The organism is Anaeromyxobacter oryzae, assembly GCF_023169945.1.
Classification (GTDB): domain Bacteria; phylum Myxococcota; class Myxococcia; order Myxococcales; family Anaeromyxobacteraceae; genus Anaeromyxobacter; species Anaeromyxobacter oryzae.
On sequence record NZ_AP025591.1, the window covers coordinates 4,633,563 to 4,658,575 of the forward strand.

At 68.4% G+C, this 25,013-nt stretch carries 23 protein-coding genes; 4 read left to right on the plus strand and 19 right to left on the minus strand.

Annotation, left to right across the window (positions count from 1 at the left end):
- Nucleotides 1-10: 10 nt before the first annotated feature.
- The 7 genes from AMOR_RS20320 to AMOR_RS20350 form a co-directional block, all read right to left on the minus strand.
- On the minus strand, nucleotides 11-403 hold the full coding sequence (locus tag AMOR_RS20320; protein ID WP_248353576.1) for a DUF302 domain-containing protein: 393 nt from the start codon (nucleotides 401-403) through the stop codon (nucleotides 11-13).
- 52 nt (nucleotides 404-455) lie between these two features.
- Nucleotides 456-1,517, minus strand: a complete 1,062-nt coding sequence (locus AMOR_RS20325; RefSeq protein WP_248353577.1) for a nitrilase-related carbon-nitrogen hydrolase — start codon at nucleotides 1,515-1,517, stop codon at nucleotides 456-458.
- Nucleotides 1,518-1,565: 48 nt separating this feature from the next.
- A complete protein-coding gene (locus AMOR_RS20330) occupies nucleotides 1,566-2,225 on the minus strand; it encodes a VOC family protein (RefSeq protein ID WP_248353578.1) in 660 nt (219 codons plus the stop codon).
- A 301-nt stretch (nucleotides 2,226-2,526) separates the two neighbouring features.
- A complete protein-coding gene (locus tag AMOR_RS20335; protein ID WP_248353579.1) occupies nucleotides 2,527-3,459 on the minus strand; it encodes an MBL fold metallo-hydrolase in 933 nt (310 codons plus the stop codon).
- 257 nt (nucleotides 3,460-3,716) lie between these two features.
- Nucleotides 3,717-4,994 carry an epoxide hydrolase family protein gene (locus AMOR_RS20340; protein WP_248353580.1) on the minus strand — a complete coding sequence of 426 codons (1,278 nt, stop codon included), beginning with the start codon at nucleotides 4,992-4,994 and terminating at the stop codon, nucleotides 3,717-3,719.
- Between the two features lie 73 nt (nucleotides 4,995-5,067).
- The gene (locus AMOR_RS20345; RefSeq protein WP_248353581.1) at nucleotides 5,068-6,147 is read right to left on the minus strand and encodes a redoxin domain-containing protein; all 1,080 of its coding nucleotides are present in this window, start codon (nucleotides 6,145-6,147) and stop codon (nucleotides 5,068-5,070) included.
- A 5-nt stretch (nucleotides 6,148-6,152) separates the two neighbouring features.
- Complete coding sequence (locus AMOR_RS20350) at nucleotides 6,153-7,508, minus strand: epoxide hydrolase family protein (protein WP_404800908.1); 1,356 nt, start codon at nucleotides 7,506-7,508, stop codon at nucleotides 6,153-6,155.
- Nucleotides 7,509-7,943: 435 nt separating this feature from the next.
- On the opposite strand from AMOR_RS20350, the gene AMOR_RS20355 reads away from it, so the two are divergent.
- On the plus strand, nucleotides 7,944-9,995 hold the full coding sequence (locus tag AMOR_RS20355) for a sigma 54-interacting transcriptional regulator (protein WP_248353585.1): 2,052 nt from the start codon (nucleotides 7,944-7,946) through the stop codon (nucleotides 9,993-9,995).
- Between the two features lie 25 nt (nucleotides 9,996-10,020).
- Here the strand turns inward: AMOR_RS20355 and AMOR_RS20360 are convergent, their stop codons facing one another.
- The 8 genes from AMOR_RS20360 to AMOR_RS20395 form a co-directional block, all read right to left on the minus strand.
- Nucleotides 10,021-10,428, minus strand: a complete 408-nt coding sequence (locus AMOR_RS20360; protein ID WP_248353587.1) for an SDR family oxidoreductase — start codon at nucleotides 10,426-10,428, stop codon at nucleotides 10,021-10,023.
- Nucleotides 10,425-11,177 (minus strand): carboxymuconolactone decarboxylase family protein, encoded by a 753-nt coding sequence (locus AMOR_RS20365; RefSeq protein WP_248353588.1) that lies wholly within the window; start codon nucleotides 11,175-11,177, stop codon nucleotides 10,425-10,427. The genes AMOR_RS20360 and AMOR_RS20365 overlap by 4 nt, the downstream gene beginning before the upstream one ends.
- A gap of 24 nt (nucleotides 11,178-11,201) precedes the next feature.
- Complete coding sequence (locus tag AMOR_RS20370; RefSeq protein ID WP_248353589.1) at nucleotides 11,202-12,179, minus strand: aldo/keto reductase; 978 nt, start codon at nucleotides 12,177-12,179, stop codon at nucleotides 11,202-11,204.
- A gap of 42 nt (nucleotides 12,180-12,221) precedes the next feature.
- Nucleotides 12,222-13,277 carry an NAD(P)-dependent alcohol dehydrogenase gene (locus AMOR_RS20375; protein WP_248353590.1) on the minus strand — a complete coding sequence of 352 codons (1,056 nt, stop codon included), beginning with the start codon at nucleotides 13,275-13,277 and terminating at the stop codon, nucleotides 12,222-12,224.
- 498 nt (nucleotides 13,278-13,775) lie between these two features.
- Entirely contained in the window at nucleotides 13,776-14,465 is a 690-nt protein-coding gene (locus AMOR_RS20380) for a type 1 glutamine amidotransferase domain-containing protein (protein WP_248353591.1), read from the minus strand.
- Nucleotides 14,466-14,497: 32 nt separating this feature from the next.
- Entirely contained in the window at nucleotides 14,498-15,838 is a 1,341-nt protein-coding gene (locus AMOR_RS20385) for an epoxide hydrolase family protein (protein ID WP_248353592.1), read from the minus strand.
- A gap of 362 nt (nucleotides 15,839-16,200) precedes the next feature.
- Nucleotides 16,201-18,135, minus strand: a complete 1,935-nt coding sequence (locus AMOR_RS20390) for a sigma-54 interaction domain-containing protein (protein WP_248362569.1) — start codon at nucleotides 18,133-18,135, stop codon at nucleotides 16,201-16,203.
- Between the two features lie 35 nt (nucleotides 18,136-18,170).
- Nucleotides 18,171-18,800, minus strand: coding sequence for an MEDS domain-containing protein (locus AMOR_RS20395; RefSeq protein ID WP_248353593.1), 630 nt, complete (start codon nucleotides 18,798-18,800; stop codon nucleotides 18,171-18,173).
- 488 nt (nucleotides 18,801-19,288) lie between these two features.
- Here AMOR_RS20395 and AMOR_RS20400 point away from each other — a divergent pair, with 488 nt between their 5' ends.
- Nucleotides 19,289-20,044, plus strand: coding sequence for an SDR family oxidoreductase (locus AMOR_RS20400; protein ID WP_248353595.1), 756 nt, complete (start codon nucleotides 19,289-19,291; stop codon nucleotides 20,042-20,044).
- A 149-nt stretch (nucleotides 20,045-20,193) separates the two neighbouring features.
- A complete protein-coding gene (locus AMOR_RS20405; protein ID WP_248353597.1) occupies nucleotides 20,194-20,409 on the plus strand; it encodes a hypothetical protein in 216 nt (71 codons plus the stop codon).
- Nucleotides 20,410-20,517: 108 nt separating this feature from the next.
- Here AMOR_RS20405 and AMOR_RS20410 read toward each other — a convergent pair whose 3' ends face one another.
- Together AMOR_RS20410 and AMOR_RS20415 are read right to left on the minus strand one after the other, a co-directional pair.
- Nucleotides 20,518-21,480, minus strand: coding sequence for an LruC domain-containing protein (locus AMOR_RS20410; RefSeq protein WP_248353599.1), 963 nt, complete (start codon nucleotides 21,478-21,480; stop codon nucleotides 20,518-20,520).
- A gap of 7 nt (nucleotides 21,481-21,487) precedes the next feature.
- Complete coding sequence (locus AMOR_RS20415; protein WP_248353601.1) at nucleotides 21,488-21,871, minus strand: hypothetical protein; 384 nt, start codon at nucleotides 21,869-21,871, stop codon at nucleotides 21,488-21,490.
- 339 nt (nucleotides 21,872-22,210) lie between these two features.
- On the opposite strand from AMOR_RS20415, the gene AMOR_RS20420 reads away from it, so the two are divergent.
- Nucleotides 22,211-22,672, plus strand: a complete 462-nt coding sequence (locus AMOR_RS20420; RefSeq protein WP_248353603.1) for a cupin domain-containing protein — start codon at nucleotides 22,211-22,213, stop codon at nucleotides 22,670-22,672.
- A gap of 573 nt (nucleotides 22,673-23,245) precedes the next feature.
- On the opposite strand, the gene AMOR_RS20425 is transcribed toward AMOR_RS20420, so the two are convergent.
- Both AMOR_RS20425 and AMOR_RS20430 read right to left on the minus strand, forming a co-directional pair.
- Nucleotides 23,246-24,544 (minus strand): RNA polymerase sigma factor, encoded by a 1,299-nt coding sequence (locus AMOR_RS20425; protein WP_248353605.1) that lies wholly within the window; start codon nucleotides 24,542-24,544, stop codon nucleotides 23,246-23,248.
- A gap of 37 nt (nucleotides 24,545-24,581) precedes the next feature.
- Entirely contained in the window at nucleotides 24,582-25,007 is a 426-nt protein-coding gene (locus AMOR_RS20430; protein ID WP_248353606.1) for a YciI family protein, read from the minus strand.
- Nucleotides 25,008-25,013 lie beyond the last annotated feature (6 nt).

Here is a 25,013-nt window from a genome sequence, read left to right on the forward strand (position 1 = left end):
CCCCTGCCTCTCACCGCGCCGCCGTCTCGAGCAGCTGCTCGACCTTGGCGTCGAGATCCCTGGCGACGACGAGAGCCGCCTGACTGCCGTACGGAGCGAGGAGGCTCGCCATCGAGTCGTACGACAGGTGCACCCCGTCCGTGCGCTGGTCGATCAGGATCGTCACCGGCGCGTAGGATGCTGCGTCGGGAGTGGTCCTCGCCATCTCCTTCATGATGAGCGGATTACCGACGAGGAGGCGGAGGATCCTCGGGCCCCGACCGCCTGCCTCCTTGCGCAGGACCTCGCCCGCGTCGAAGCGGACGAACTCCATCAGGTTCGAGGGCCCGATGGCCGCCCGGACGATCTCTTCCAGTCCCGCCATGCTCGCTGCTGCCTCGAGCGCGTCATGGAACGACTTCATGTCCGGACGGCCGATGGTCGCCGTGAAGCGCCTGACGGTCTCCTCGAATGGGCTAGACGAGACGACGCTGATTCTCCGGACCTTGACCTCCATGGCCTTCATTTCTCTCGCTCCTTCCACGTCCGGCCACCGTCGCGAGAAGCTCCTCGGAGCCTTGCTCGGCGGCTTTCCCGACGTGCGCGGCGCGTTCGTGAACGTGGGCGGTCGGGGTGCGGTCGATGAGGAGGCTGAGCAATTCCGGCCGGGCGTAGTTGCCGCGCGAGTCCATCAGTTGCTTGCGCTTGTCGATCAGCGTGAAGTCGAGGTCGGCAATGACCACGCCTTCACCCGAGCGAAGGGGCTCGCCCAACAAGGTCCCGTCGGGAGCCACGATCGCGGTGAAGCAGCCGCCGGAGATCGGCCCGATGCTGCAGCCCGTGTCCCTCATGATCTGTGCCTGCTGATCGGGGTCGAGCCAGGCCGCCGCGGTGACGACGAAGCACCCGGACTCCAATGCATGCTGGCGGACGTTCGTCTCCGTCTGCTGCGCAAAGAGCTCGCCGAAGATGGAGCCCGGATACATGGCCGAGTGGATCTGCTCGCCGTCGGCCATCATCGCGTAGCGCGCCAGGGGGTTGTAGTGCTCCCAGCACGCCAGCTGGCCGATGCGGCCGACCTCGCTGTCGACGGCGCGCAGGCCCGAACCGTCTCCCTCGCCCCAGATCATGCGCTCGTGATAGGTGGGCGAGATCTTGCGGCGCCTCTGGATCAAGGTCCCATCGGCGTCGAAGAGTAGCTGGGTGTTGTAGAGGGTCCCGCCGTCACGCTCGTTCACGCCGATGGACACGACGATGCCCGCCTGTCCGGCGGCTTCGCCGATCGCATCCGTGGCGGGGGAGGGCACCGTCACGGCCTGCTCGATCAGCTTCCGCTGCTCGGGTCCGGCGATGTTCTGCACGGGAGTCTGGACGAAGGAAAAGTACGGGTAGTACGGGATCACCGTCTCCGGGAACGTGGCGAACTGCACGCCCTGCTGCCCGAGGTCGTGGATCTTCCGCGTGACCTTCGCGACCGTCGCATCGCGGCTGTAGAGCACGGGACTCATCTGAACGGCAGCGGCCTTGACGAATCTCATGTGTTTCCCTCCGGCGCGGTCCGGACGATGCGTCCAGCCGAAGCACCGTCACCGGGGAAGAACGTGAAGGACCTCCTCCATGTAGCGGCCGGCGGCGGCTGCTGCGTTCTCGGGACTGCTGCCGCTCTGACGGGCGCTCAGGTAGGACGCGTACCAATCCCACCAGTGGTGCTCGGCGTGCGTCTTCTCGAAGTGGTCGTGGTGCTCTGCCGTCTCGTGGAGGAGCGCTGCGAGCGTCGGGACGTCCGTCGCTCGTGCTCGCGTCGGTGTCCACTCGCGGCCGGGGAGCCGCGTCTGGATCTCCTGGAGCAGCCATTCGTTCCCGTCCGGATCCGCGAACGCGGCAAACGAGAAGTAGGAACGACCTTGCGGGTCGCGCCCGCTGACGCGTGGGCTCTTCGCGGAGCTGTTGAAGGGGCCGCCGGCGTAATGGAAGATCTCGCTCACCTCGACGCCGTGGGCGATCAACTCCTTGCGGGCGGCGTCGAGGTCGTTCACGGCGAGGACCAGGCTGTCCGCCGAGCCAGGCTTGGGTGACGTGACTCCCTTGCCGAAGATGATCGAGGCTTCCGAGTTGTGCGGCGTCAGCTGCACGGCGTGGAAGCCGTCGATCGCGACGTCGGCGTCGAGCCGCCAGCCGAGCTTCTCGTAGAACGTCTTCGCACGGTCGACGTCGGAAACGCCTAGCATCGCGACTTCGAGCCTCATGTCGACTTGGGGTTCGGCCATTGCGTGTTCTCCGTCATGGAACGATGTGTCCGCGCCCGTCGACCGTGCGCGTGATAGGCGACCTGGTCGACGCTTCGGTTCGCGATGGGGCGTGACGCGCGCTGCCCGCCCACACTCGCTGGAGCAGCAAGCGGCATGCCCGCCGGGTGCGACCGGATCGTGGTCGCGTCGGCCCCGGGGCACGACGCAAGCGGTGGGCGCCGGCCGAGCGCCCGCCGGTGGCGCCCGCAGGCGCACGCCGAGAACTCGGCAATTGCCGATCCTCCGGCACGGCGGCTACTCAATCGATTCGGAGGCTCTGCTCCATCGCATAGCACTGGTCCCAGATGTACACATCGAAGGCCGCGAGCTTGCCGGACCACTTCGGCGCGAGCTGGTTGACGCACTCGATCACGACGCGGTCGATGTAGTTGTCGAACACGGCCCATGGATTGGCGCGGTCGGAGGCGTCGAGCCCCTCGCCGGGCGTCGTCTTCTTCAGCGCCGCAGCGGCCGCGTTCTTCAGGTCCTCCATGAACGCGAGCTGCACCTCGACGTCCGCGTGCGTTCCGGCTCGAGCCACGTGACCACCGACCAGCGTCTCGAAGTCCCATCCGGCGATCTCCCTGACCTGGGCGAAATACGCCGGAATGTTCTGCGCGAGCGCCAGCCGACGCCACGGCATCCAGCCGGGGAACACGACGTCGACGATCATGAGCGTCTTCTGTTTTGGCGCGTAGATGAAGATGTTTCCCGGAGCGTGTGCCGCCTCGCGGTACGAGAGCTCCAGTACCTGGCTCCCGACGGCGAGCCGATGGCTGCGATCGAACGTGACGGTGGCGAGCGGGCGGTCCGGGTCCTTGGCGCGAGCGAGCAGCCGGTTCGTCTCCGCTTGCGCGACGATGATCGGGTGGTCACGCAGCAGGCCCCGCACGCCGCCGATGTGATCCTTGTGAAAATGGCTGTACACGACGTGGGTGATGGGCCTGTCCGTGATCTCCGCGATCGCGGCGGGGAGGTGTGCCGCGTACGAGGGCGGAGCGTCCACGACGACGACTCCTTGCTCGTACACCATGAACATCGATTGATAGCTGCCGTCCGTGACCATGAACAGTCCGTCGCCGAGCTTCTGCGTGCGGTACCCCTTTGCCGGATCGATCGGCGGCCCCTTGGCGGCTTCCGGGACATCGAGGTACTTGTCGACTCTCACCCCGATGGGCGCGATCGCGGGCATTCGTGGATACGGAGCACCCGCGGTCCCTGGAGGCGCTCTGGAGCGTGCGGTCCGCGCCGTGTCGCTCGGGGGGGCGCCGCTCACGACGGGGATCACGCCTGCGAGGACGACGGCAATCAGTCGGGGAATGTGGAAGCGGTGCTCACGAATGTGCGTGGTCATGAGGCGATCGATCTCTCGCGCACGCGTCGAGCCTGCCCTCTGCCCGTGAACGCGCAGCGAGCGCCGGGGGTTGCGAGGCGCCCATGGCGCCGGCCTCAGTGCACGGTGGGCTGCGATCCCTGCTGGCCCAGCGCGCCCCGCAGCGGTCTTAAGCCCGCGCGAACCTCTTCCGAGAAGAGTTGCGGCTGTTCCCACGCCGCAAAATGCCCGCCTTTGTCGAGCTTGCCGTAATGAATGAGCTTGGGATACGCCCGCTCCGCCCAGCTCCGCGGGGTCTGTACCACCTCGTCGGGAAAGGCGCTCACCGCGACCGGGATGGCGACGTGTTTCGGCGCAAAGAAAGTGTACCGCTTATTCTCCCAGTAAATGCGCCCCGAGGAGACCGCCGTGCTGGTCAGCCAGTAGAGCGTGATGTTGTCGAGGACGTCGTCTCGCGTGAGCCCCTCGGTCTGACCGCCGAAGACGCGTGCGATCAGCGCGTAACTGCGCGCGTCGTGGTCGATGAGCCAGGCGGCGAGGCCAACGGGCGAATCCTCGATTCCGTAGAGCGTCTGTGGGCGGCTCGCCATCTCGAGCGCGTAGCCCAGCTCGTGCTTGTAGAAGAAGTCCAGCTGCTCGCACGCGCGTCGTTCGTCGGCCGAGAGATCGGATGGCAGCGCGGTGCCAGTCTGGACCGCCTTGTCGATGTCTGGTGGAATCGTGAAAGGCCAGTTGAGGTGAATGCCCAGCAGCTCCGGGGGCGCCTGCGTACCCATCACATCCGCGACCATCGCGCCCCAATCGCCGCCTTGCGCAGCAAAGCGCGTGTATCCGAGGCGCTTCATCAGCTCCACCCACGCACGTGCGATGCGGTCGGGACCCCAGCCGGTCGTGGTCGGCTTGCCCGAGAACCCGTAGCCCGGCAAGGATGGGATCACCAGGTGGAAAGCGTCCGAAGCGCTCGCGCCATGTGCCGTGGGGTTGGTCAGGGGGTCGACGATCTTCAGCTGCTCGATGACCGAGCCGGGCCATCCGTGCGTGACGATGAGGGGAAGGGCGTCCTCATGCTTCGAGCGAACGTGGATGAAGTGAATGTCGAGTCCGTCGATCTCGGTCATGAACTGTGGGAGGGCGTTCAGCTTCGCCTCGCACTTGCGCCAGTCGTGATCCGTCGCCCAGTAGCGCGCGAGCTCCCGGATCGTGTCGAGCTGCACGCCTTGCGATGGGTCCGTGACCGGCTCCCGGCCGGGCCACTTCGTGGCATTGATGCGCCTTCGCAAGTCGGTAAGTGCCGAGTCCGGATAGTGCACCTGAAATGGACGGATATCCGCGGTGTCCCTGCTCGGGCGGTTCGCGGTCGCGTCATTGCCCGGCTGCTGCGTGACCTCGGTCATGGCTTTGGACCTTTCTGACGCGCCCGAAGACGTATGGGGCCCCTGGACGCGGAGGGGCGAATGCGACACGGGATCAGCCGAACGTGAACGCGAACGTCTCCACGCCGGGTTCGAGGAACTCGATCTCGAACTGTCGATCGGCGATGGGCTTCGGCTGCCGGATCAGCTGGTACAGCCGCTGTTCGGAGACCGTGCCATTGCCCTGCTCGTCGACGTCGAGGCCGTGCGCCGCGCCGGGCGGCTGCCCGTCGATACGGACGCGGAAGCGCACCGGAGCCCCCCGAGCAGCCGGGCCCATCACGAGGTGGAGATCCCTGGCGTGGAATCGGCAGACGAGCCGTCCGTTCGCCGCATCGAGCGCGGAGGTGTTCTTCTTCATGGTCCAGGCACCCGAGAGCGCCCACTGGTTGAGCTTCATGCGCGCGGGGACGGCATACGTGTGAGGCTGGTCCTTCGCCGCGCCGCCGGGGGACGCGAAGTTCTCCGTGCGCTCGTATCCGAGGTAGTTCTCGGGGGATCGCAGGCTCTCCCAGTCCGCGCCGGCCTCTGAGCCACGGGGCGCGATCGAGGCCTCGGGACCGAGGTCTCTGCTCCCTGCCTCCGCGAGCAGCTGTCGGAGGATCAGCTCGGACCGCGCGTAATCACCCTCGCCGAAGTAACGATGCCGGATGTGTCCGCGCGAATCGACGAAATAGAGGGCGGGCCAGTATTGGTTCTGGAAAGCACGCCAGATCGCTCCGTCGCTGTCGACCGCGATGGGATAGTCGACCCTCATCTCCTTCGCCTCGCGGCGCACGTTGTCGACGTTCTTCTCGAACTCGTACTCGGGCGTGTGCACGCCGATGACGACGAGGCCGCTGTTCTTGTACTTCTCGGCCCACGCGCGAACGTACGGGAGCTGGCGGCGCCAGTTGATGCAGGTGTACGTCCAGAACTCGACGAGGACGACCTTCCCCCGCAGGTTGGTAGGGGTCAGCGGCTCCGAGTTGAGCCACAGCGTGGCGCCTTCGAGAGAAGGCAGGTCGCCTTCGACGGGCAACTGGACCGCTTCGGATGGAGTCGGCTGCACCCTGGTTTCCTCCCTGCCCGACGAACCGATCAAGCCGGCTGCGCTTGCGACGAGGACGCCGACCAGCAGGCCCTGCGCGCTCATGGGGCTCACCGCCGGGCGGCGTGGGCGGGGGTGGCGCGCAGCGACCTGAACGCCGCGCGGAGCTCGGCCGTGAAGAGCTCTGGCTGCTCCCACGCCGCGAAGTGCCCGCCCTTGTCGACCTCGTGGAAGTAGATCAGGTTGCGGTAGGCGCGCCGGGCCCACGTCTCCGGGGGCCGATAGACGTCCTCCGGAAAGACCGTGATGGCCACGGGGAGCGAGATCTCGGCAGTCTTCTGCGCGGCGGCGCTCGTCGGGCCACGCCCCCGGTTCTCCCAGTACAGTCGCGCCGACGAGGTCGCGCTGTTCGTCAGCCAGTACAGCGTGATGTCGTCCAGCACCTCATCCTTGGTCGGGGACGCTCCGGGGGCGTCACCGTACGTCCATCGCGCGAAGCCCGGATGCACGAGGATCCACGCCGCGAGCCCGGCCGGGGAATCCGTCAGCCCGTACCCGACGGCCTGCGGCCGCGCGGTCATCATCACGAAGTAGGCCGAGCTCCCCGCCTTGCGGTATGCGGCGAGCGCGTCGAACACCGCGCGCTCCTTCTCGGAGAGCCCCGCCGGCGCGGACGCCCCGCTGGCCAGCGCCGCCTCCACCTCGGGCGGCACCGTCGCCGCCAGGTTGAGGTGGATGCCGAGCAATCCCGCCGGCGCCTGGCGCGCCATCGCGCTGGAGATGGGAGCCCCCCAGTCGCCGCCCTGGGCGACGTAGCGGTCGTATCCGAGGCGCCTCATCAGCTCCGCCCAGGCTCGAGCGATGCGGTCCGGGTCCCAGCCGGTGCCCGTCGGCTTGCCGGAGAAGCCGTAACCCGGCACCGACGGGATCACGACGTCGAACGCGTCCTCGGCGCGGCCGCCATGCGCGGTGGGATCCGTGAGGGGACCGATGACCTTGAGGAGCTCGAGCACGGAGCCCGGCCAACCGTGCGTGATGATCACCGGAAGCGCGTTCTTGTGACGAGAGCGGACGTGGATGAAGTGGACGTCGACCCCGTCGATGTTCGTCGTGAATTGCGGCAACGCGTTCAGCTTCCCTTCCACCTTCCGCCAGTCGTATCCGCTGCCCCAGTACCGGACCAGCCCCTGCAGCTTGGCCAGCTGAGCACCCTGCGACGGATCCGTGACCGTCTCCCGGTCCGGCCACCGCGTGGCCGCGATGCGTCGGCGGAGATCGACGAGCGCCGCGTCCGGGACGTGAACCTGGAAGCGGCGAATCTCGGTTCCGCCGGAGGGGCTCCCGCGCTCGGCCGGGCCGACGCCGGGTGCGGCGGAAGCGCCGGCATCCGCAGCCGAAACAGTTCGGGTGCAGCCGATGCCCAGGAGCAGCAAGGCGGCGAGGGCACTCGCGGCTACCGGGCTCACGACGGAACTGCGCCCGACGGGCGTCGACGGTACTGCGGACGTGACATCCTCCTCCTCGCGGTGCTCCCGCGGATGAACCCGCCGCTCGTCGTGCCCAGCAACGTTCGTGCCCACTTCTCGCACCTCGAGCATCCGCCGATGGTTCGCGCGTGACGCGCGTCCGTGGCGCGCGTCGGCCACGGCGGCGCGTCGCCTGCGACCGACACGCCCACGCCGAGAGCTCGGCAAACGCCGAGTGTTCGGCCCGTGCGTCCACCCCGTCTCGCGCCCGCTCGCCCCCTCGGTCGGCGTCTTCGCCGCGAGGATGCAGGCCGGCGCCCACGGCGCGCGCGCCCGTCCTCCTGGGCAGGGAGACGACGCACCTGTTGCTCGCCGGGCGCCGGAACAACGTGCCGCCTCGCCACCGGGCATGCGTCGCGTGCGCGACCCGATGAGGTGTTCCCACTCGAGACCGGGGCTCTCACCCGCGACCCGAGTAAGTGGAGCACGGACGCCCACGACCGGTGCGCTGCCCGGCACCTTCACTGCGGAGATGGATCGATGACCTCTCCAGGCTCTCCGCCCGAGCCAGATGCAACGCCGTTTGCCACGGCCGGCGGGTACGCAGCGGGCCGTCGCTTCGCGCCAGCCGACCACACCGCGCAAGCCGCGGTCCGCGACGCGTTCGAGAAGCTCAAGACGTCGGAAGCCCGGCTTCGGCGGATCATCGACGCGATTCCCGCCCAGGCGTGGTGCCTGCGCCCGGATGGAACCGTCGCCTATCTGAACCAGCGCTGGCACGAATACACCGGCATCACGCGGGAAGAGGCGTATCGCGCGCGGGCGAGCAGCGCGGCGGCGTCGGAAGCCGACGCGACGGATCTCCTCCGGCGCATCGTTCATCCGGACGATGCGGCGGGTGCGGTCGCCAAGTGGTTGCGGATCCTCCCCGAGGGCTTGCCTGGGGAGTTCGAGGTCCGGCTTCGCCGTCACGACGGCGAGTATCGCTGGTTCATCGTGCGGGCCGAGCCCGTGCGCGACGAGAAGGGCGAGGTCGTCCAGTGGTACGGCACGAACACCGACATCGAGGACCTCAAGCGCGCCGAGAGCAGGCTGCGCCAGGAGGAGCACGAGCTTCGTTCGATCGTGGACGCGATCCCTCAGTCGATCACTGTCCTGGGAACGGACGGCAGCACGCTGTACGCGAACCGCTCGTTGCTCGACTACACAGGCCTCACGATGGACGAGGTGGTGGCCCCGGGCTCTCGCTCGCGCATCCTCCATCCGGACGATGTGGAGCGGCTGAAGGACGAACGCCAGAGAGCGCTCTGCGGCGATGCACCGTTCGAGAACGAGCAGCGCCTGCTGCGCCGCGATGGCCAGTATCGGTGGTTCCTCGTTCGCTACAGCCCCGTCCGCGATCCGGGGGGACGGGTGCTTCGCTGGTACGCGACCGGAACCGACATTCACGATCGCAAGCAGGTCGAGGAGAGGGTGCGCAACGAGAACCTCGCGCTCCGAGAGGAGCTCGATCGCTCGTCGATGTTGGAGGAGATCGTCGGCTCGTCCGAGGGGCTCCGCCGGGTTCTGTCGCAGGTATCGAAGGTCGCCGGGACCGACTCCACCGTGCTCGTCCTCGGCGAGACGGGGACCGGCAAGGAGCTGATCGCCCGCGCGATTCACAAGCGGTCCAGGCGCGCAGCCGAGCCGTTCATCCGCGTGAACTGTGCGGCGATCCCTTCGTCGCTGGTCACCTCCGAGCTCTTCGGGCACGAGAGGGGAGCGTTCACGGGCGCGGTGCAGCGGCGCCTCGGGCGCTTCGAGGCGGCGAACGGCGGCACGATCCTTCTCGACGAGATCGGGGATCTGTCGATGGAGACGCAGGTCGCGTTGCTGCGGGTGCTCCAGGAACGGGAATTCGAGCGCATCGGCAGCAGCCGGCCCATCCCAGTCGACGTCCGGGTCGTCGCCGCGACGAACCGGAATCTGGAGGCGGCCGTGGCAGCAGGGTCGTTCCGGCAGGAGCTCTTCTACCGGTTGAACGTCTTCCCGATCAGGATACCGCCGCTGCGCGAGCGACGGGACGACATCCCCCTCATCGCGCAGTACCTGATCGAGCGGTATGCGAAGCGAGCGCGCAAGAGACTCGGGGCGATCAGCAAGAGGACGCTCGACGTGTTCACGGCATACGACTGGCCCGGGAACGTCCGCGAGCTCCAGAACGTGATCGAGCGCGCGGTGATCCTGTCCGACGCGGAGACGTTCGTCGTCGACGAGTCCTGGCTGCGGCGGGACGCGAGAGGAGGACTGCTCCCGGAGCGGACGGCCTCGCTCGCCTGCACGCTCGCCGAACGCGAGCGAGAGATCATCGAGGCGGCGCTCGCGGACTCCAGGGGGCGCGTCTCCGGTCCATCCGGGGCGGCCGCCAGGCTGGGAGTTCCTCGACAGACGCTCGAGTCGAAGATCCGGGTCCTCAACATCAACAGGCACCGTTTCCAGCCGGGCTGATCTGGTCGGCCCTCCCAGCTCCGGCTCACTCGTGGACTGGCAAGCCGTCAAAGGGCGCGACCGCGCTCGTATGCCGGCTGCCCCCCATGATGTTGACGTCGATGGTCCGGTCCCAGTCGTCGATCTTGAGCCGCTCGAGCGGCGAGTGCGGCATGAGGCCGGCGTTGTTCAGGATGACGTCGACGCGCCCGTAGCTCTCCACGGCGAGGTCGACGAGCTTCTTCACCTGCGCGTGATCGGTGACGTCGGTGCGGAGCGCGGCGGCCTTTCCCCCGCGCTCGGAGAGCTCGCGCGCGATCGCCTGGATACGGTCGAGCCGGCGGGCGCCGAGCACGACCGTGGCGCCCTCGGCGGAGAGGTGGCGCGCGGTCGCCTCGCCGAGCCCGCTGCTCGCGCCGGTGATGACGACGACCTTCCCTTCGATGTTCTTCATGTCGACGTCCCTTCGTCGATGACGCGGAGCGCATTGAGCGTGCGCGGGTAACCGATGAACGGCAACAGGTGCGTGATCGTGCCGACGAGCACGCGCCGGTCGTTGCCTACGGCGCGGTTCGCGGCGACGTGCCCCGCGAGCTGCGGCTCGCACCCGCCGAGCGCGGCCAGCATCGAGAGCGTCAGCAGCTCGCGGGTCTTCAGGTCGAGCCCGCCGCGTGTGATGTGGTCGCCGAAGCAGTTCGCGGTCAGGAACTCCTGGATGTGGAGCTGGTCCCTCGGCGACTGCGCGTACAGCTGGTCGATCTTCTCGCCGAGGATGCGCCGCTGGACCTCGAGGCCCTTCTCGCGACGCGTCTCGCGGTTGGTCGTCGACTGCGGCGGGAGCGGCAGCGCGATGCCCCTGCCGCGGAGCACGTCGTTCGTCGCGTGCAGGAAGTCGAAGGCCTTGCTTATGCCGACGTACGGGACGGCCTGGTACAGGATCTCCTTCGCCTCCACCGCCGAGACGCCGACGTTCAGCGCAGCGCCGAGCATGACGCGGTACTCGCCGAGCGCCGAGCTCGCGATGAGCGCCGCGAGCTGCACCATGACGCGGGTCCGGACGTCGAGCGTCTCGTCCTTCAGCACCTCGCCGAACGCCCAGTTGTCGAAGACCTCGATGAGCTCGGGGTCCGTGTCCTTCAGCGTGGATGCGTGATCCGGAAACAGGAGCTCGTGATTGCGCTGCGCTTCTTCGCTGATGGGCATGTGATTGAGTGCGCGGGAGAGCGCCTACAGCCCGGTGCGCTTCTCGAGCTCCTCGGGATAGCGAGCGCCCTCCACCTGGATCTTCGAGGCAGCCTGGTCGATGGCGCGGAGATCCTCCGGCGTGAGCGCGACGTCTGCGGCGCCGAGGTTCTCCTCCAGCCGGTGGAGCTTGGTCGTCCCGGGGATCGGCACGATCCACGGCTTCTGCGCGAGGAGCCACGCGAGCGCGATCTGGGCCGGCGTCGCCTGCTTCCGCTTGGCGACCTCGCCGAGGAGGTCGACCAGCGCCTGGTTCGCCTTGCGCGCCGCCGGCTCGAAGCGCGGGACGATGTTCCGGAAGTCGGCCTTCTCGAACGTCGTCTTCTCGTCGATCTTCCCGGTGAGGAACCCCTTCCCGAGCGGGCTGAAAGGGACGAACCCGATCCCGAGGTCCTCGAGCGTGGGGAGCAGCTCCTCCTCCGGCTTCCGCCACCAGAGCGAGTACTCGCTCTGGAGCGCCGTGACCGGCTGCACGGCGTGCGCGCGGCGGATCGTCTTCACGCCCGCCTCGGACAGGCCGAAGTGCCTCACCTTGCCCTGGCGGATGAGGTCCTTCACCGTCCCCGCGACGTCCTCGATGGGAACGTCGGGATCGACGCGGTGCTGGTAGAGGAGGTCGATCGTGTCGATCCGGAGCCGCTTCAGCGACGCCTCGGCCACCTCACGGATGTGCTCGGGCCGGCTGTCCATCGCGCTCGTCCCGAGCTTCATACCGAACTTCGTGGCGATGACGACCTGGTCGCGGACCGGCGCGAGCGCCTCCCCGACCAGCTCCTCGTTCGTGAACGGGCCGTACACCTCGGCCGTGTCGAAGAACGTGACGCCGCGATCGACCGCGGCGCGGAGGAGCGCGATCATCTCCTTCCGGTCGGGCGGCGTGCCGTTGGCGTAGCTCATCCCCATGCAACCGAGGCCGATTGCCGAGACCTCGAGACCGCTCTTGCCCAGCTTGCGCTTCTGCATTGCGTCCTCCTTCACGTGGTCATGGCCCTGGGCTTCAGGGCCTCATTCGGCCTTCAGCGACGCCATGTCGATCGAGAAGCGGTACTTCACGTCCGACCGGAGCAGCCGCTCGTACGCCTCGTTCACCTTCTGGATCGGGATGACCTCGACGTCGGAGGTGATGCCGTGCTCCCCGCAGAAGTCGAGCATCTCCTGCGTGGGCTGGATGCCGCCGATGAGCGAGCCGGAGAGGCTCTTGTTCCCGAAGATGAGGCCGAAGGCCGAGACCGCGTGCGGCTGGTCGGGCGCGCCGACGAGCGTGAGGTTTCCGTCCCGCTTCAGCGCGCGCAGGTACGGGTGGAGGTCGTGCACCGCGGAGACGGTGTCGAGGATCATGTCGAACGTCCCGGCCTGCTTCCCCATCTCGTTCGCGTTCCGCGAGACGACCACCTCGTGCGCGCCGAGGCGGAGCGCGTCCTCCGTCTTCGCGGGGGAGGTCGTGAAGACCGCGACGTGCGCGCCGAGGGCGCGGGCGAGCTTCACGCCCATGTGACCGAGCCCGCCGAGCCCGACGATGCCGACCTTCTTGCCCTTGCCCACGCCCTGGCGCCGCAGCGGCGACCAGGTCGTGATCCCCGCGCACAGCAGGGGGGCCGCGCCGGCGAGGTCGAGGTTCTTCGGAAGGCGGAGGGCGAACCGCTCGTCCACGACGATGCTGTCCGAGTAGCCGCCGTACGTGACCTTGCCGGTGTGCCTGTCGGGCGCGTTGTAGGTGTAAGCGGCGCTCGCGCAGAACTGCTCGTGGTGCGACCGGCACTCGGGGCACGTGCCGTCCGAGTCCACCAGGCAGCCGACGCCGGCGAGGTCGCCCGGCTTGAAGCTCGTGACGGCCGAGCCGACCTTCGTCACGCGTCCGACGATCTCGTGGCCCGGGACGCAGGGATACACGGTGGGCATGCCGCTCCACTCGTTCCGCGCCTGGTGCAGGTCCGAGTGGCAGATCCCGCAGAACAGGATCTCGATCTGGACGTCGTGCGGGGTCGGGTCGCGCCGCTCGATCGTGGTGCGCGTGAACGGCGAGGTCGCGCTGGCGACGGAGTAGGCCTTCGCGTTGTACATGGACGGTCCTTGCGAACGGGTTCGGAGTCGTTGAGAACGAGGTGAACCTACGCGCGCGCCCATCGTCCGGAAACGGCCGGAAAGCGGATGGGCCGTTCGGGAAATCTTCACGCTCGAGGAACGGCCTCCGCGAGGGTCCAGCGGCGGTCACGTCCGTGCCCGCGGAGAGAAACGGCGTTTACCTTCAACTCGCCGCGCGCCTCTGTGCCAGCCGGACCGTCAGGGCATTCAGGGCTGCCTTCGAGATCGCATACGCCGCAGCACCTTCCAGGCCCTCCGCGAAGCTCGATCCCGGGCGGTCGGCTTCCGCCCGTCCGGCCGCGCCACCACGAAGTGCGAAGAGGCCCGGCGGCTCGCGCCGCCGGGCGTCCGAACCCGAGCGATCGGCCTATCAGACTCCCGGGCCTGCGTTCTCGACGAGGCGTTGCCAAGCGTTCGTGAGCGCCACGGTCCGCGAGGGCGACGTGAAGGACGAAGCCGTCGCTCAGGGGCCTGGCCTCAGGCGGAAGCTTGCTGCTCAAGGACCTTCAGGAGCGAGCGGGCAGCGGCGGTCGAGGACGCCGGATTCTGCCCGGTGACGAGGCGCCCGTCGACGAGGGCGAAGCTCTGCCAGTCGGGCGCCTTCTCGTAGAGGCCGCCGACTCTCTTCAGCTCGTCCTCAACCAGGAACGGCACCACCCGGGTGAGGTGAACGGCCTCCTCTTCTCCGTTCGTGAACCCGGTGACCCGCTTGCCCTTGACGAGCGGAGCGCCGTGGTGGACGACCCGATGGAACACGGCCGGCGAATGGCACACCGCCGCCACGGGTTTGCCGGAATCGTAGAAGGATTCAATCAGACGGATGGAGTCTTGATTGTCGACGAGGTCCCACATGGGCCCGTGCCCGCCCACGTAGAACACCGTGTCGTGGTTCTGCGCCCTCATGTCGGCGAGCTTGCTCGTGTTCCCGAGCGCCTTCTTCGCGGCCTCATCCTGCTTGAATCGCGCCATCGCCTCGGTCTGGTTCTCGGGCAGATCGCTCTTCGGATCGATGGGCGGCTGGCCACCCTTCGGCGAGGCGAGCGTCAAGTCCACGCCCGCGTCCCGGAAGACGAAGTACGGCGCTGCGAACTCCTCTAGCCAGAAGCCGGTCTTGCGTCCGGTGTCACCCAGTTGGTCGTGCGAGGTCAGCACCATGAGTATGTTCATCGGTCGACTCCTTCCTGCTGGTGAAACATCCGCTACGGCGTGCGGCGAGCGTGCGCCGCGGCAGGACGACGGTCCCCGGGCGAGCGCAGCGACCGGAACGCCGCCCTGAGCTCCTCGGTGAAGATCGCCGGCTGCTCCCACGCCGCGAAGTGCCCGCCCTTTGCGAGCCGGTTGTAGTAAATGAGCTTCGGGTAGGCTCTCTCCGCCCAACTCCGCGGTGCCGTGTAGATCTCGTCAGGGAACGCGCTCACGGCGACGGGAATGGCGACCCCCTTCGGCGCGAAGAAGGCCAGCTTGCTCTCCCAGTAGAGACGAGCCGAGGAGACCGCCGTGCTCGTCAGCCAGTAGAGCGTGATGTTGTCGAGGATGTCGTCTCGGGTCAGGCCCTCGGCCCGTCCGGCGAAGACGCGCGCGATGAGCGCGTAGCTGCGCGCGTCGTGGTCGAGCATCCAGGCGGCGAGGCCGACCGGCGAGTCCTCGATCGCGTACAGCGTCTGGGGGCGGTTGCCCATCTCCTGGGCATAGGCCAGGCCGTGCTTGTAGAAGGAGTCGAGCTGATCGTACGCATGCCTCTCGTCGGCCGAGAGGCCGGACGGTGCCGGGAGCGCGGCCTGGAGCGCCTTGGCGATGTCGTCGGGGACGGTGGCGGGCATGTTGGTGTGAATGCCGACCAGCTCCGACGGGGCCTGCAGCGCCATCTGCTCCGTCACGGCGTTGCCCCAATCGCCGCCCTGAGCGACATATCGCGTGTATCCGAGGCGCTTCATCAGCACGATCCAGGCGCGGGCGATTCGAACGGGGTCCCAGCCCAGTGTGGTGGGCTTTGCGGAGAAGCCGTGGCCCGGCAATGACGGAATCACGACGTCGAAGGCGTCCGATGCGCTCCCGCCATGAGCCGTCGGGTTGGTCAACGGATCGACGATCTTCAGCTGCTCGACGATCGATCCGGGCCAGCCGTGCGTGATGATGACCGGCAGCGCGTTCGGGTGCTTCGAGCGAACGTGGATGAAGTGAATCTCCTCGCCGTCGATCGTCGTCGTGAACTGTGGCAGGGCGTTCAGCCGCGCCTCGAACTTCCGCCAGTCGTAGGTCGTCTGCCAGTAGCGCGCGAGCTCGCGCATCGTTGCGAGTTGAACGCCCTGCGACGCGTCCTGCACCAGCTCCCGGGTCGGCCACTTCGTGGCGCCGATCCGCCGGCGCAGGTCCGCGAGCGCCTCATCGGACGCACGGAACTTGAACGGCCGGATCGACGCGTCGCCGCTCTGCTCCGCCAAGGAGGCGCCCGCGAACAGCGAGGTGCTCGCCAACACGGTCCCGATCAGCGTGGAGGCGAGAAGGCGGTGTCTGCCGATCATCGAATAGCGTGCCGACATGGTGTCTCCCGCTCGTCGTGCCGAGCAACGTTCGTGCCCTACGTCAGCCGGCGGTGATCGCCGGGTCGCCCGGGTGCTGCGTGAGCGGCGTGATCTCGGTGGTCATCATCGCGTGCAGGGGAAGGGAGTCGACGTTGAGCCTGCGATCGCGAACGCCGAGAATTCGGCGGTTGCCGATCGTTCGTCACGCTGGGACGGGGCGCGCGCGCGACCGGCGGTGAGACGACACGCGCCGGGTGCCGGGCGCTGCCCGGAGCGCGAACGCGTCGCGGGCGGCGGCCGTGGGTGGCGGCGCCCGTCAGGTCCTGGCGCGCTTCAGAACTGCAGGAGCGCGCCTAGGTTTCCGGGAGAGTGAGCTGCATTCAGGGCGTCCTGAACCTGTATCTGTCGATGTGCAGTGCCCGGATCTTCGACTCGAGGGTCTGCCGTGGAATTCCCAGCCGCGCAGCGGCTCCACCTTCGCCCGAGACGCGTCCCTTGCACGCCGCCAGCGCAGCCTCGATGAGCTCTCTCTCGCTGGCGGCGAGCGTGCCCGTCAGGGAGGCGGACGGTGCAGGTCCCTGGCTCGCCTCTCGCCTGAACCACGACTCCTCCACGACGAACGTGTCGCCGTCGCTCAGGATGACGGCACGCTCGATGACGTTCTGGAGTTCGCGCACGTTTCCGGGCCATGCGTAGGCGCGGAACATCTCGAGCGTATCCTCGTCGACCCTCTTGATGCGCTTGCCCGCCTTCTTGGCGTAGCGCTCGATCATGTATCGAACCAGCAGCAGGATGTCGTCCTGTCGCTCGCGCAGCGGAGGGATCTCGAGCGGAAAGACATCGAGCCGATAGAAGAGATCCTCTCGGAACGAGCCCGCCTTCACCGCCGCCGCCAGATCGCGGTGCGTCGCGGCGAGGACGCGCACGTCGACGGACACGGTACGGCTGCTGCCGACGCGCTCGAACTCCCGTTCCTGGAGGACGCGGAGCAGCGCGACCTGCGTGTCGGCCGGCAGATCGCCGACCTCGTCCAGGAAGATCGTCCCGCCATCGGCCGCCTCGAACCGTCCGACGCGGCGGTGCAGCGCCCCGGTGAAGGCGCCCTTCTCGTGTCCGAACAGCTCCGAGGCGACCAGCGACGGAGGGATCGCCGCACAGTTCACCCGGATGAACGCCCGGCCCGCGCGGCTGGACCGCTTGTGGATGGCGCGAGCGATGAGCTCCTTCCCCGTCCCGGTCTCGCCGACGATGAGAACGGTCGAGTCCGTCGGTGCGACCTTCGCCACCTGCGCGAGCACCCGGCGGAGCCCTCTCGACGAGCCGACGATCTCCTCGAACATGGACGAGCGGTCGATCTCGTCGCGGAGTGCGAGGTTCTCGTTGCGAACCCGCTCTTCCGTACGCCTGCGGTCCTCGATGTCGGTCGCCGTTGCGTACCAGCGAAGGATGTCTCCGCTGGCGCCACGAAGCGGGCGGTACCGCACGAGGAACCAGCGGTACTGCCCATCCTTGCGACGCGCGCGCAGCTCCGACTCGAACGGCTCACCGCGCGCAAGCCCCACCTCACGTTCGTGCAGGACCCTCTCGAGATCGTCGGGGTGGAAGATGCTTTCGCGAGCGGTCTCGGCATTCGCGACGTCGACGCTCAGCCCGGCATAGGCGAGCACGAACGCGTTCACGTACACCACGCTCCCATCCGGCGCCAGGACGAGGATCGCGTGCGGAATGGCGTCCGTGATGCGCCGAAGCTCCTCGTTGGCGGCCGCGAGCTCCCGGGTCCGCTCGGCGACCCTCAGGTCCAGCTCCTTCGCGATGCGCTTCTGATCGGTGAGGAGCCGCGCCTCGTGCAGGCCGATCGCCGCCTGGTTCGCCGCCACGCTCAGCAGGAGCCGCTCGGTGTCATGAGGGAACCCGGCGCGCGTCGAGGCCGCCACGATGACGCCGATGTCGTCCCTGATCCCGAGTCGAAGCGGCACGAGCGAGACTTCGCCCGCGCCCACGGGGTTCCGCACCGTCGGCGGCCATCGACTCGGCTCTTCCGCGACCCAGCGGTCGAGCGCGTTCGCGACCTGCCGCTCCGCGCCCGACGAGCTTCCTGATTCTCCGAGACGTACCGTCGCGACGTACGGTGCGCTCCCCTCCAGCTTCAACCAGGCGCATGCGAAGTCCAGGCGCATCATGCCCACGACCGCGTCGAGGAGCGTGCCGACGAGTTGCGACGGGTCCTGACCGGTCCACATCGCCGGAAGGGCCACGACGCTGACGAGATCGTTGATGCAGGCCTGCAGCCGCCTGCTCTCGATCGTGGGCTCCATCTCGTCTTCGCGGGGTCGTGCAGGGTGGCCGAGGCTCAAGCGCGCCGTTCGCGAAGCTCGCGCAGGAACTCGTCCGGCGGGACGAAGAACGGATTCTGCTGGAGGATGCCGCCGATGATGAGCAGCGGATGCGTCCGTATCATGTCGACCACGGTCGCTCCGCCGAACTTCGCGAGGTCGTAGACGCAGATGACCGCGTCGTCGTGGCGAGCCCACACCTCGTTCACGCGCGACTCGAACTCCACGAGGGCGTCGAGGCGCGGTCGATCCTCGACCGCAAAGTCCATGTGGCACACGATGCGGCTGAGCGGAAAGGCTCCCCTGGCGTTTCGACTCGCGAGCTCCTCGAACGCCGCGATCATCCGATCCTTGTCGAACCGTCCCTCGCGGAGGTACGTCTCGGTGTTGCTCCGGAGCTCCAGCTGCCCGGCGCGCTCGGCCGCGGTCGAGTCGATGCCCGCGGCCTCCAGCCGTCGCACGTGATCGGCGCGGCGAGCGGGATTCACGACGTGGACGGCCTTGTCGCCACGCTCGAACCCGCCTTTGATGAACGGGAGCAGCACGCGATACTCCTCGTCGTCGCTGCTGAAGAACGCGCAGACGTGACGCGACTTGCCGTCCAGCTGGGACCCGGCGAACGGAATCGGTGTCGCGGACGCGCTCATGGGCACCCCCAGGAGGAGGTTGGGCGTTTCCTCCCGCGCCGGGAGCTAACTCCACGCAGAGTCCGCTCGACACGTCTTTCGGGGTGCAAGCACGCTCTGACACTCACTTTGGCGGCTGTCGCCCGGGAAGAGGGCGGCACGACACGCAGCCGTGGCAGCGCACGGCGAATGTCTGCTCGGCTCACGGGCACGTCCTGCAGCGTGCTTCGAGAGTCCACTCGAGTCGCCGAGAAGTGGGCGAATGCCAATCCTTCGGCACGCTGCCACGGTGCACGCACGCGCCGCACCGTCCGCAGGCGCGCGCGTGGCGCTGCCCAGCCCCGATGTCGTCGCGCGGGCGCCGGCTCGGGGCTGGCGCGCGAGGTGCAGCGCAGCCACTCGACCGCAGGGGGCTGCGATGGACGTCGAGGTGACCTCTCATCGAAACCAGCCAGGCAGGCGTTCCGTCGCGGCCTCAGCCCCGGCCAGCTTCGGCGGAAGGAGGAACGATGACCGAGTCCACGACCGCTCCGGGCCGCCACGAGCCGGAGCTCGCCGGGCAGGCCGTGGTCGTGATCGGCGGCAGCGCGGGCATCGGGCTCGAGACCGCCCGGCGCGCGCGCGCGGAGGGGGCCGTCGTGATCCTCACCGCGCGGGATCCGGACCGCCTGCGGCGCGCCGGCCTCGAGCTCGGGGCGCGCACCGTCGCCTTCGACGCCACCGACTTCGAACGGCTCGGACGGTTCTTCGACGAGCTGCCCACGCCGATCGACCACGTGCTGGTCACGGGCCCCGGTCCCTACTACGCGCCGCTGGCGGAGCTCGACGTCGCCAAGGTACGCCGCGACGTCGACGCTCATCTCCTGCTGCCGCTGCACGTCGCGCGGTACGCCGCGGGCAAGGTGCGGCCGGGAGGGACGCTGCTCTTCATGGGCGGCACCGGTGGCCGCCGCACGGCAGTGGGCCTCGCCTTCATCTCGGCGCTCACGGCTGCGCTCCCCGCCCTGACGAAGAATCTCGCGCTCGAGCTCGCGCCCATCCGCGTGAACCTGATGGCGGCGGGGTTCGTCGACACGCCGCTGTCGGCGGCGATCCTCGGCGACCGGCTGGACACGCGCCGCGAGCAGCTCCGCACGACGCTGCCGATCCGACGCGTCGTCGGCCCGGCAGACGTCGCGGCACTGGCCGTCCACCTCATGACGAACACGGCGGTCACCGGCGCGACCTTCGACATCGACGGCGGCCAGCAGCTCGTCGAGGGGTGAGCGCGACCAGCGAGCCCGAGACGACGCGAACCAGGAGACGTCGTGGACGGCGCGCCACATGCATAGGGTGAACGAAGTCGTCACGGAAGCGAGGGATGATGACGTTTCGGATCGATGCGACGGCCGGCGCGCGAGGAGTGGCGTTCAGGTTGATCGGTCGGATCCAGCGCGAGAACGTCCGCGATCTCGAGGAGCAGATCGCCGCCGCGAGCCGATCGGTCGTACTGGACCTGGACGAGGTGACGCTCGTCGACGTCGATGTCGTCCGGTTCCTGAAAGACGCCGAGGGAGCGGGGGTCGAGCTACGCAACTGTCCAGCCTTCATCCGGACCTGGATCGAGACGGAGCGAGGCGCGGGTCGCTGAGATGCGGTGGAAGAACGAAAGGCCCGCTCCGGCGGGCCTTTCGTCCTGGATGCAGCGCTACCGCTCGCCTCGCGATCCTCCAGGCGGCAGTGATCGTACGCCCGGACCTCAGGGAGGACAGGCCTGACCCAACCCTGGACCGATGAGCGACGGTTTCGGTTGCGAGTCCGTGGCCGTCCACGCGTATCCTGGGCTGACGTTCGAGACGTACCAGTCAGTCCCTCGGGTGCCTCCGCTTGCCGCAAAGGCGACGATATCCGGATAGAGCTTGTCGAGTGAAACGCCCTCGGCCGCCCAGGCAACCAACGTCGGGATGTGCAGCGCGAACGGCAGACCGCGCTCGTTCACGAAATAGATCCCCAGCTTCGGATCCGATCTATCGTTCTCGGTCCCGAACAATCCCGCGTCCATCCGCGCGGTCCCTGGATACGCCGGCAAGTGGATCTGGTGGCCATCGTCGCCGTCCCTGGCGATGAACAGGTCGAAAGGCGCGTACCCGAGCTCGAGCTGCACCGGGCCGTTCAGCTCGATGATCACGTTCACGGGTCGAACCGGTAGGCTCGTACTTCCCGGAACCGTGTTCGCGAAACCGACGACCGGAAACAGTTGCGTGATGTCCGGGACGAGCCGGATCACGAGATCCTGCTCGCCCGGCTCCGGGGAGAGGCTCACCTCTCCCTGCCCCGAGACGTTCTTGGTGATCCGCCCCGCTGCCGTGGCTGGAACGTTGGGTAACCGGAGCAGGACGGCGTTGTGAAGCGACGCGCCTGCCGCCAGGACCGTGAGGTTGAGCTGGATGGCCCTCACGTCGCCATCGAGGCCAAGGGCGAAGGCGTAGTTGTAGGCAAGCACGACATCATTGAAGTCGCGATCGCCGTCTCGCGGCCACATGTCCTCGAAGAGCAGGACGCCGAAGTCGCCCTTCGCCGGGGCGAAGGAGACGCCGGCGTACCTGGAGTCGCACGGGAAGGCATCGCTGGAGTCCGCGGCCTGGTCGTTGTCGGTGTCCGCCGCCAGCGCCGTCCCGGCGCACGCGAGCACGACGAGCGCAATGTACTTTGACGTACCCATGGCACCCTCACTTGAACTCGAGAATCGCCGACCCGTCGTTCTTGATCTCTGCGCTCGCGTCGCGCTCTCCCGAGGCGGAAAGGAGCCGACCCCTGAGCTCGTTCTGCGTCGTCGCCACCGCACAGTGCGCCCGCCAGAGGACTCCCGACCGGATCGGGCGACGGTAAAGCTCTTCGCCCGCTACGTTGGTGACGATGACGGCAGCGCTTGCGTCGCTACCAATGATGCCGTCCGCGACGCGCGCCTCGACGATGACTGGGCGCGAAGTGTCGAACGCGAACCCGGCTGGGACGACGACGTCCTCGATCCGTTGCGGACCCTTGGACGAAGAGCCGCACGACAGCGCGGCTGCAACGGTGAGTAACACGATGGCCCTATTGAGCACTTGCATACGTCCGCCTCCCCCCGAAGGCCGAAGTCGCTTCGCATGAGCCGGAAGAGCGCTCGGCTCACACTGCGACCGTCTTGCTCGTCAGTCCCTCTGGACTGGGGAAGGAGTAGACCGCATCACGAACGGTGCCTGCGGCTCACGGGAAGGTATTGCGGCAGTGTGCGGCAGCTGACCCCCATGAGAGGGATCGGAAATCGTGCCTGCCAGCGGCGCCCGGGGGCGTCCTCACCGGAGCGTGAACCCCGCGATGACCGGCTGGATCCGGCCGACGTCCGGCGAGATCATGAGTGGGCCCATGCAGCATGAGGGCGGGGGTGACCCATGAGACTGCGTCTGTTGATGGCCCTGTGTGCGGTCGGCCTCGCGACGTCGGCGTCTGCGGGGACCACCACCGTGCTGAAGACGAGCCGTACCTGGAACGGCTCCCAGATCAAGTACTTCGAGACCAAGTGCCCGGAGGTGGACGCGGTGATCGTGGACATTCCGGCGAATGCCTCGACACAGCTCCACCTGCACCCGGTCAACAACTACGCCTACATCCTCGAGGGTCAGGTCACGGTTCAGGAGGGCGAGCTCGTCCATGGCCGGCTCGTCGTCCGGAAGTCGTCCACCTTCACCAAGGGGCAGGCGTTCGCCGAGCTCGTGAACACCTGGCACGTTGGGAAGGCCGGCCCCGAGGGCGTGAAGATTCTGGTCTGGTACACGACAGAGGTGGGTTACCCGTACACGGTGACCGACCTCAGCTATCAGGTCGACGCGAACCTCGAGGGCAGCTCCCATTGCCTCCCGCCGAAGAGCTGACGACCTCGCACGGAGCGCGGCCCGGCCAAATTACGGTCGAGACTCGGCTGCTCTCAGTCGATGCGGGTTTGACTCAGTTGGACAAGAATCGGCGCGGATTCGATGATTTTGCACCGGCACTAGGGAATTCCCTTGGCGTCTGGGTTCTGGACCGATTACCGTGATGGTTCATGCTCGACCGAGGACATGCGGTAAAGCGCTCCAAGAAACGTGAACCGCATCGTGCTTTCCCGTTGCGGCAGATTGTTCGACGGGAAATTCAGGATGGAGTGCGAGTGGTGCTGATGGCGTGCGGGCACGCTGTCGTCGGAGTGCCCGCCTCGCGATTCTCGCGCTTCTTCCCGTGCTCGGAGTGCTTCCGGCTCGTCGAGCAGGTCCGAGCGGCTCGCGCGGCCGGGACGCGGTGATCGCTGGCCATTCCCGGCGCCCGTTGCCGCGAGACGGAACTTTGGCGAGCGTCAGCTCCCTCGAGACGTGCCAGCGCGCTCACCCGGCGTGACGGAGCCGTTCATGGTCGGCTCGCGCGGGCGCAGGTCGCGGCGAACCGGCGGAGGCAGGGCCCAGGAGACGGCGTCACGGCTTGCGGCGTCGCTCCGCATCGACCCCCGTGCACCCGCACGCCCGGGCGCGCGCGAGGAGCAGCTCCCGCTCGCGGGCGTTCTGCGCCAGCGCCGCCGCTCGCGCGAACTCGGCGAATGCCTCGTCGGCCCGGCCGAGCTTCAGCAGGAGGTCGCCGCGCACGCTCGGGAGCAGGTGGTAGGTCGCGAGGGCGGGCTCGCTCGCGAGCGCGTCGACGAGCTCCAGCCCCGCGGCGGGCCCGAAGGCCATCGACACCGCCACCGCGCGGTTCAGCTCGACCACGGGCGATCCGGTGAGCTCGGCCAGCGCGTCGTAGAGCGCGACGATGCGAGGCCAGTCCGTCTCGGCGCCGGTCCGCGCCCGCGCGTGGACCCCGGCGATCGCCGCCTGCAGCGTGTACGGCCCGAGCGGCTGTCGCAGGGCCTCGGCGCGCGCGAGCGCGGCGAGGCCGCGGTGAACGAGGAGCTGATCCCAGCGCGAGCGCTCCTGCTCGAGCAGGAGGATCGGCTCGCCCGACGGGCCGACGCGCGCGCGCAGGCGCGACGCGTGGAGCTCCATGAGCGCGACCAGGCCGTGGACCTCGGCCTCGTGCGGAGCGAGCTCGGCGAGGATGCGCCCGAGCCGCAGCGCCTCCTCGCACAGCTCCGGGCGCGTCCAGTCGTCGCCCTTGGTCGCCGTGTACCCCTCGTTGAAGACGAGGTACAGCACCTCGAGCACGGAGGAGAGCCGCTCGGAGAGCTCCGCTCCGCGCGGCACCTCGAAAGGAACGCGGGCCTCGGCGAGCGTCCGCTTCCCGCGCACGATGCGCTGGGCGATGGTGGACTCGGGGACGAGGAAGGCCCGGGCGATCTCCGCCGTCGTGAGGCCGCCGAGCAGGCGGAGCGTGAGCGCGGCGCGCCCCTCGGTCGAGAGGAGGGGGTGACAGGCGATGAGGATGAGCCGAAGCAGATCGTCGCCGACGTCGTCGTCGATGGCGGCCTCGAGGTCGGGGCGCGCCAGCGAGCCGGAGGCGTCCTGCGCCAGCTCATCGTGCTTCGCAGCCTGTAGCTGCCGCCGCCGGGCCTGATCGACCGCGCGGTTCCGGGCGGTCGCCATCAGCCACGCGCCGGGGTTCTCGGGGATGCCAGCGGCGGGCCACCGCTCCAGCGCGACGACGAGGGCCTCCTGCGCGAGGTCCTCCGCGAGGGCGACGTCGCGGACGAGGCGGACGAGCCCGCCGATGAGCCGCGCGGACTCGATCCGCCAGACCGCCTCGATCGCCTCGCGGGTGGCACCCGCACCGCTGACGGTCACCCCGTCCTCCTCGCGCTCGCCGTCGCGCCCGGAACGACTACGGCTTCCGCTGGCGCGCGACCTCGGCCCGCAGGCTCTCCTCCTTGGCGCGCAGCTCGGGCGTGAGCTCCTTGCCGAAATCCTCGGGGTCGAACACGGGCCGGATGGTCACCTCGACCCCGCCGTCGAACGGCGCGCGCTTGAGCCACTCGACGGCCTCGTCGATCGACCGGACCTGCCAGATCCAGTAGCCGGCGATGATCTCCTTCGACTCGGCGAACGGGCCGTCGCGGACGGTCCGCTGCGACCCCGAGAACCTCACGCGCCTCGCCTTCGAGGTCGGGGTGAGCCCGTCGCCGGCGAGCATCACGCCCGCCTTCACGAGCTCCTCGTTGAACTTCATCATCTTCGCGATCAGCTCCTCGCTCGGCATCTTCCCGGCCTCGGAGCTCTCGTCGCCGGGCACGAACACCATCACGCGCATCGTCTG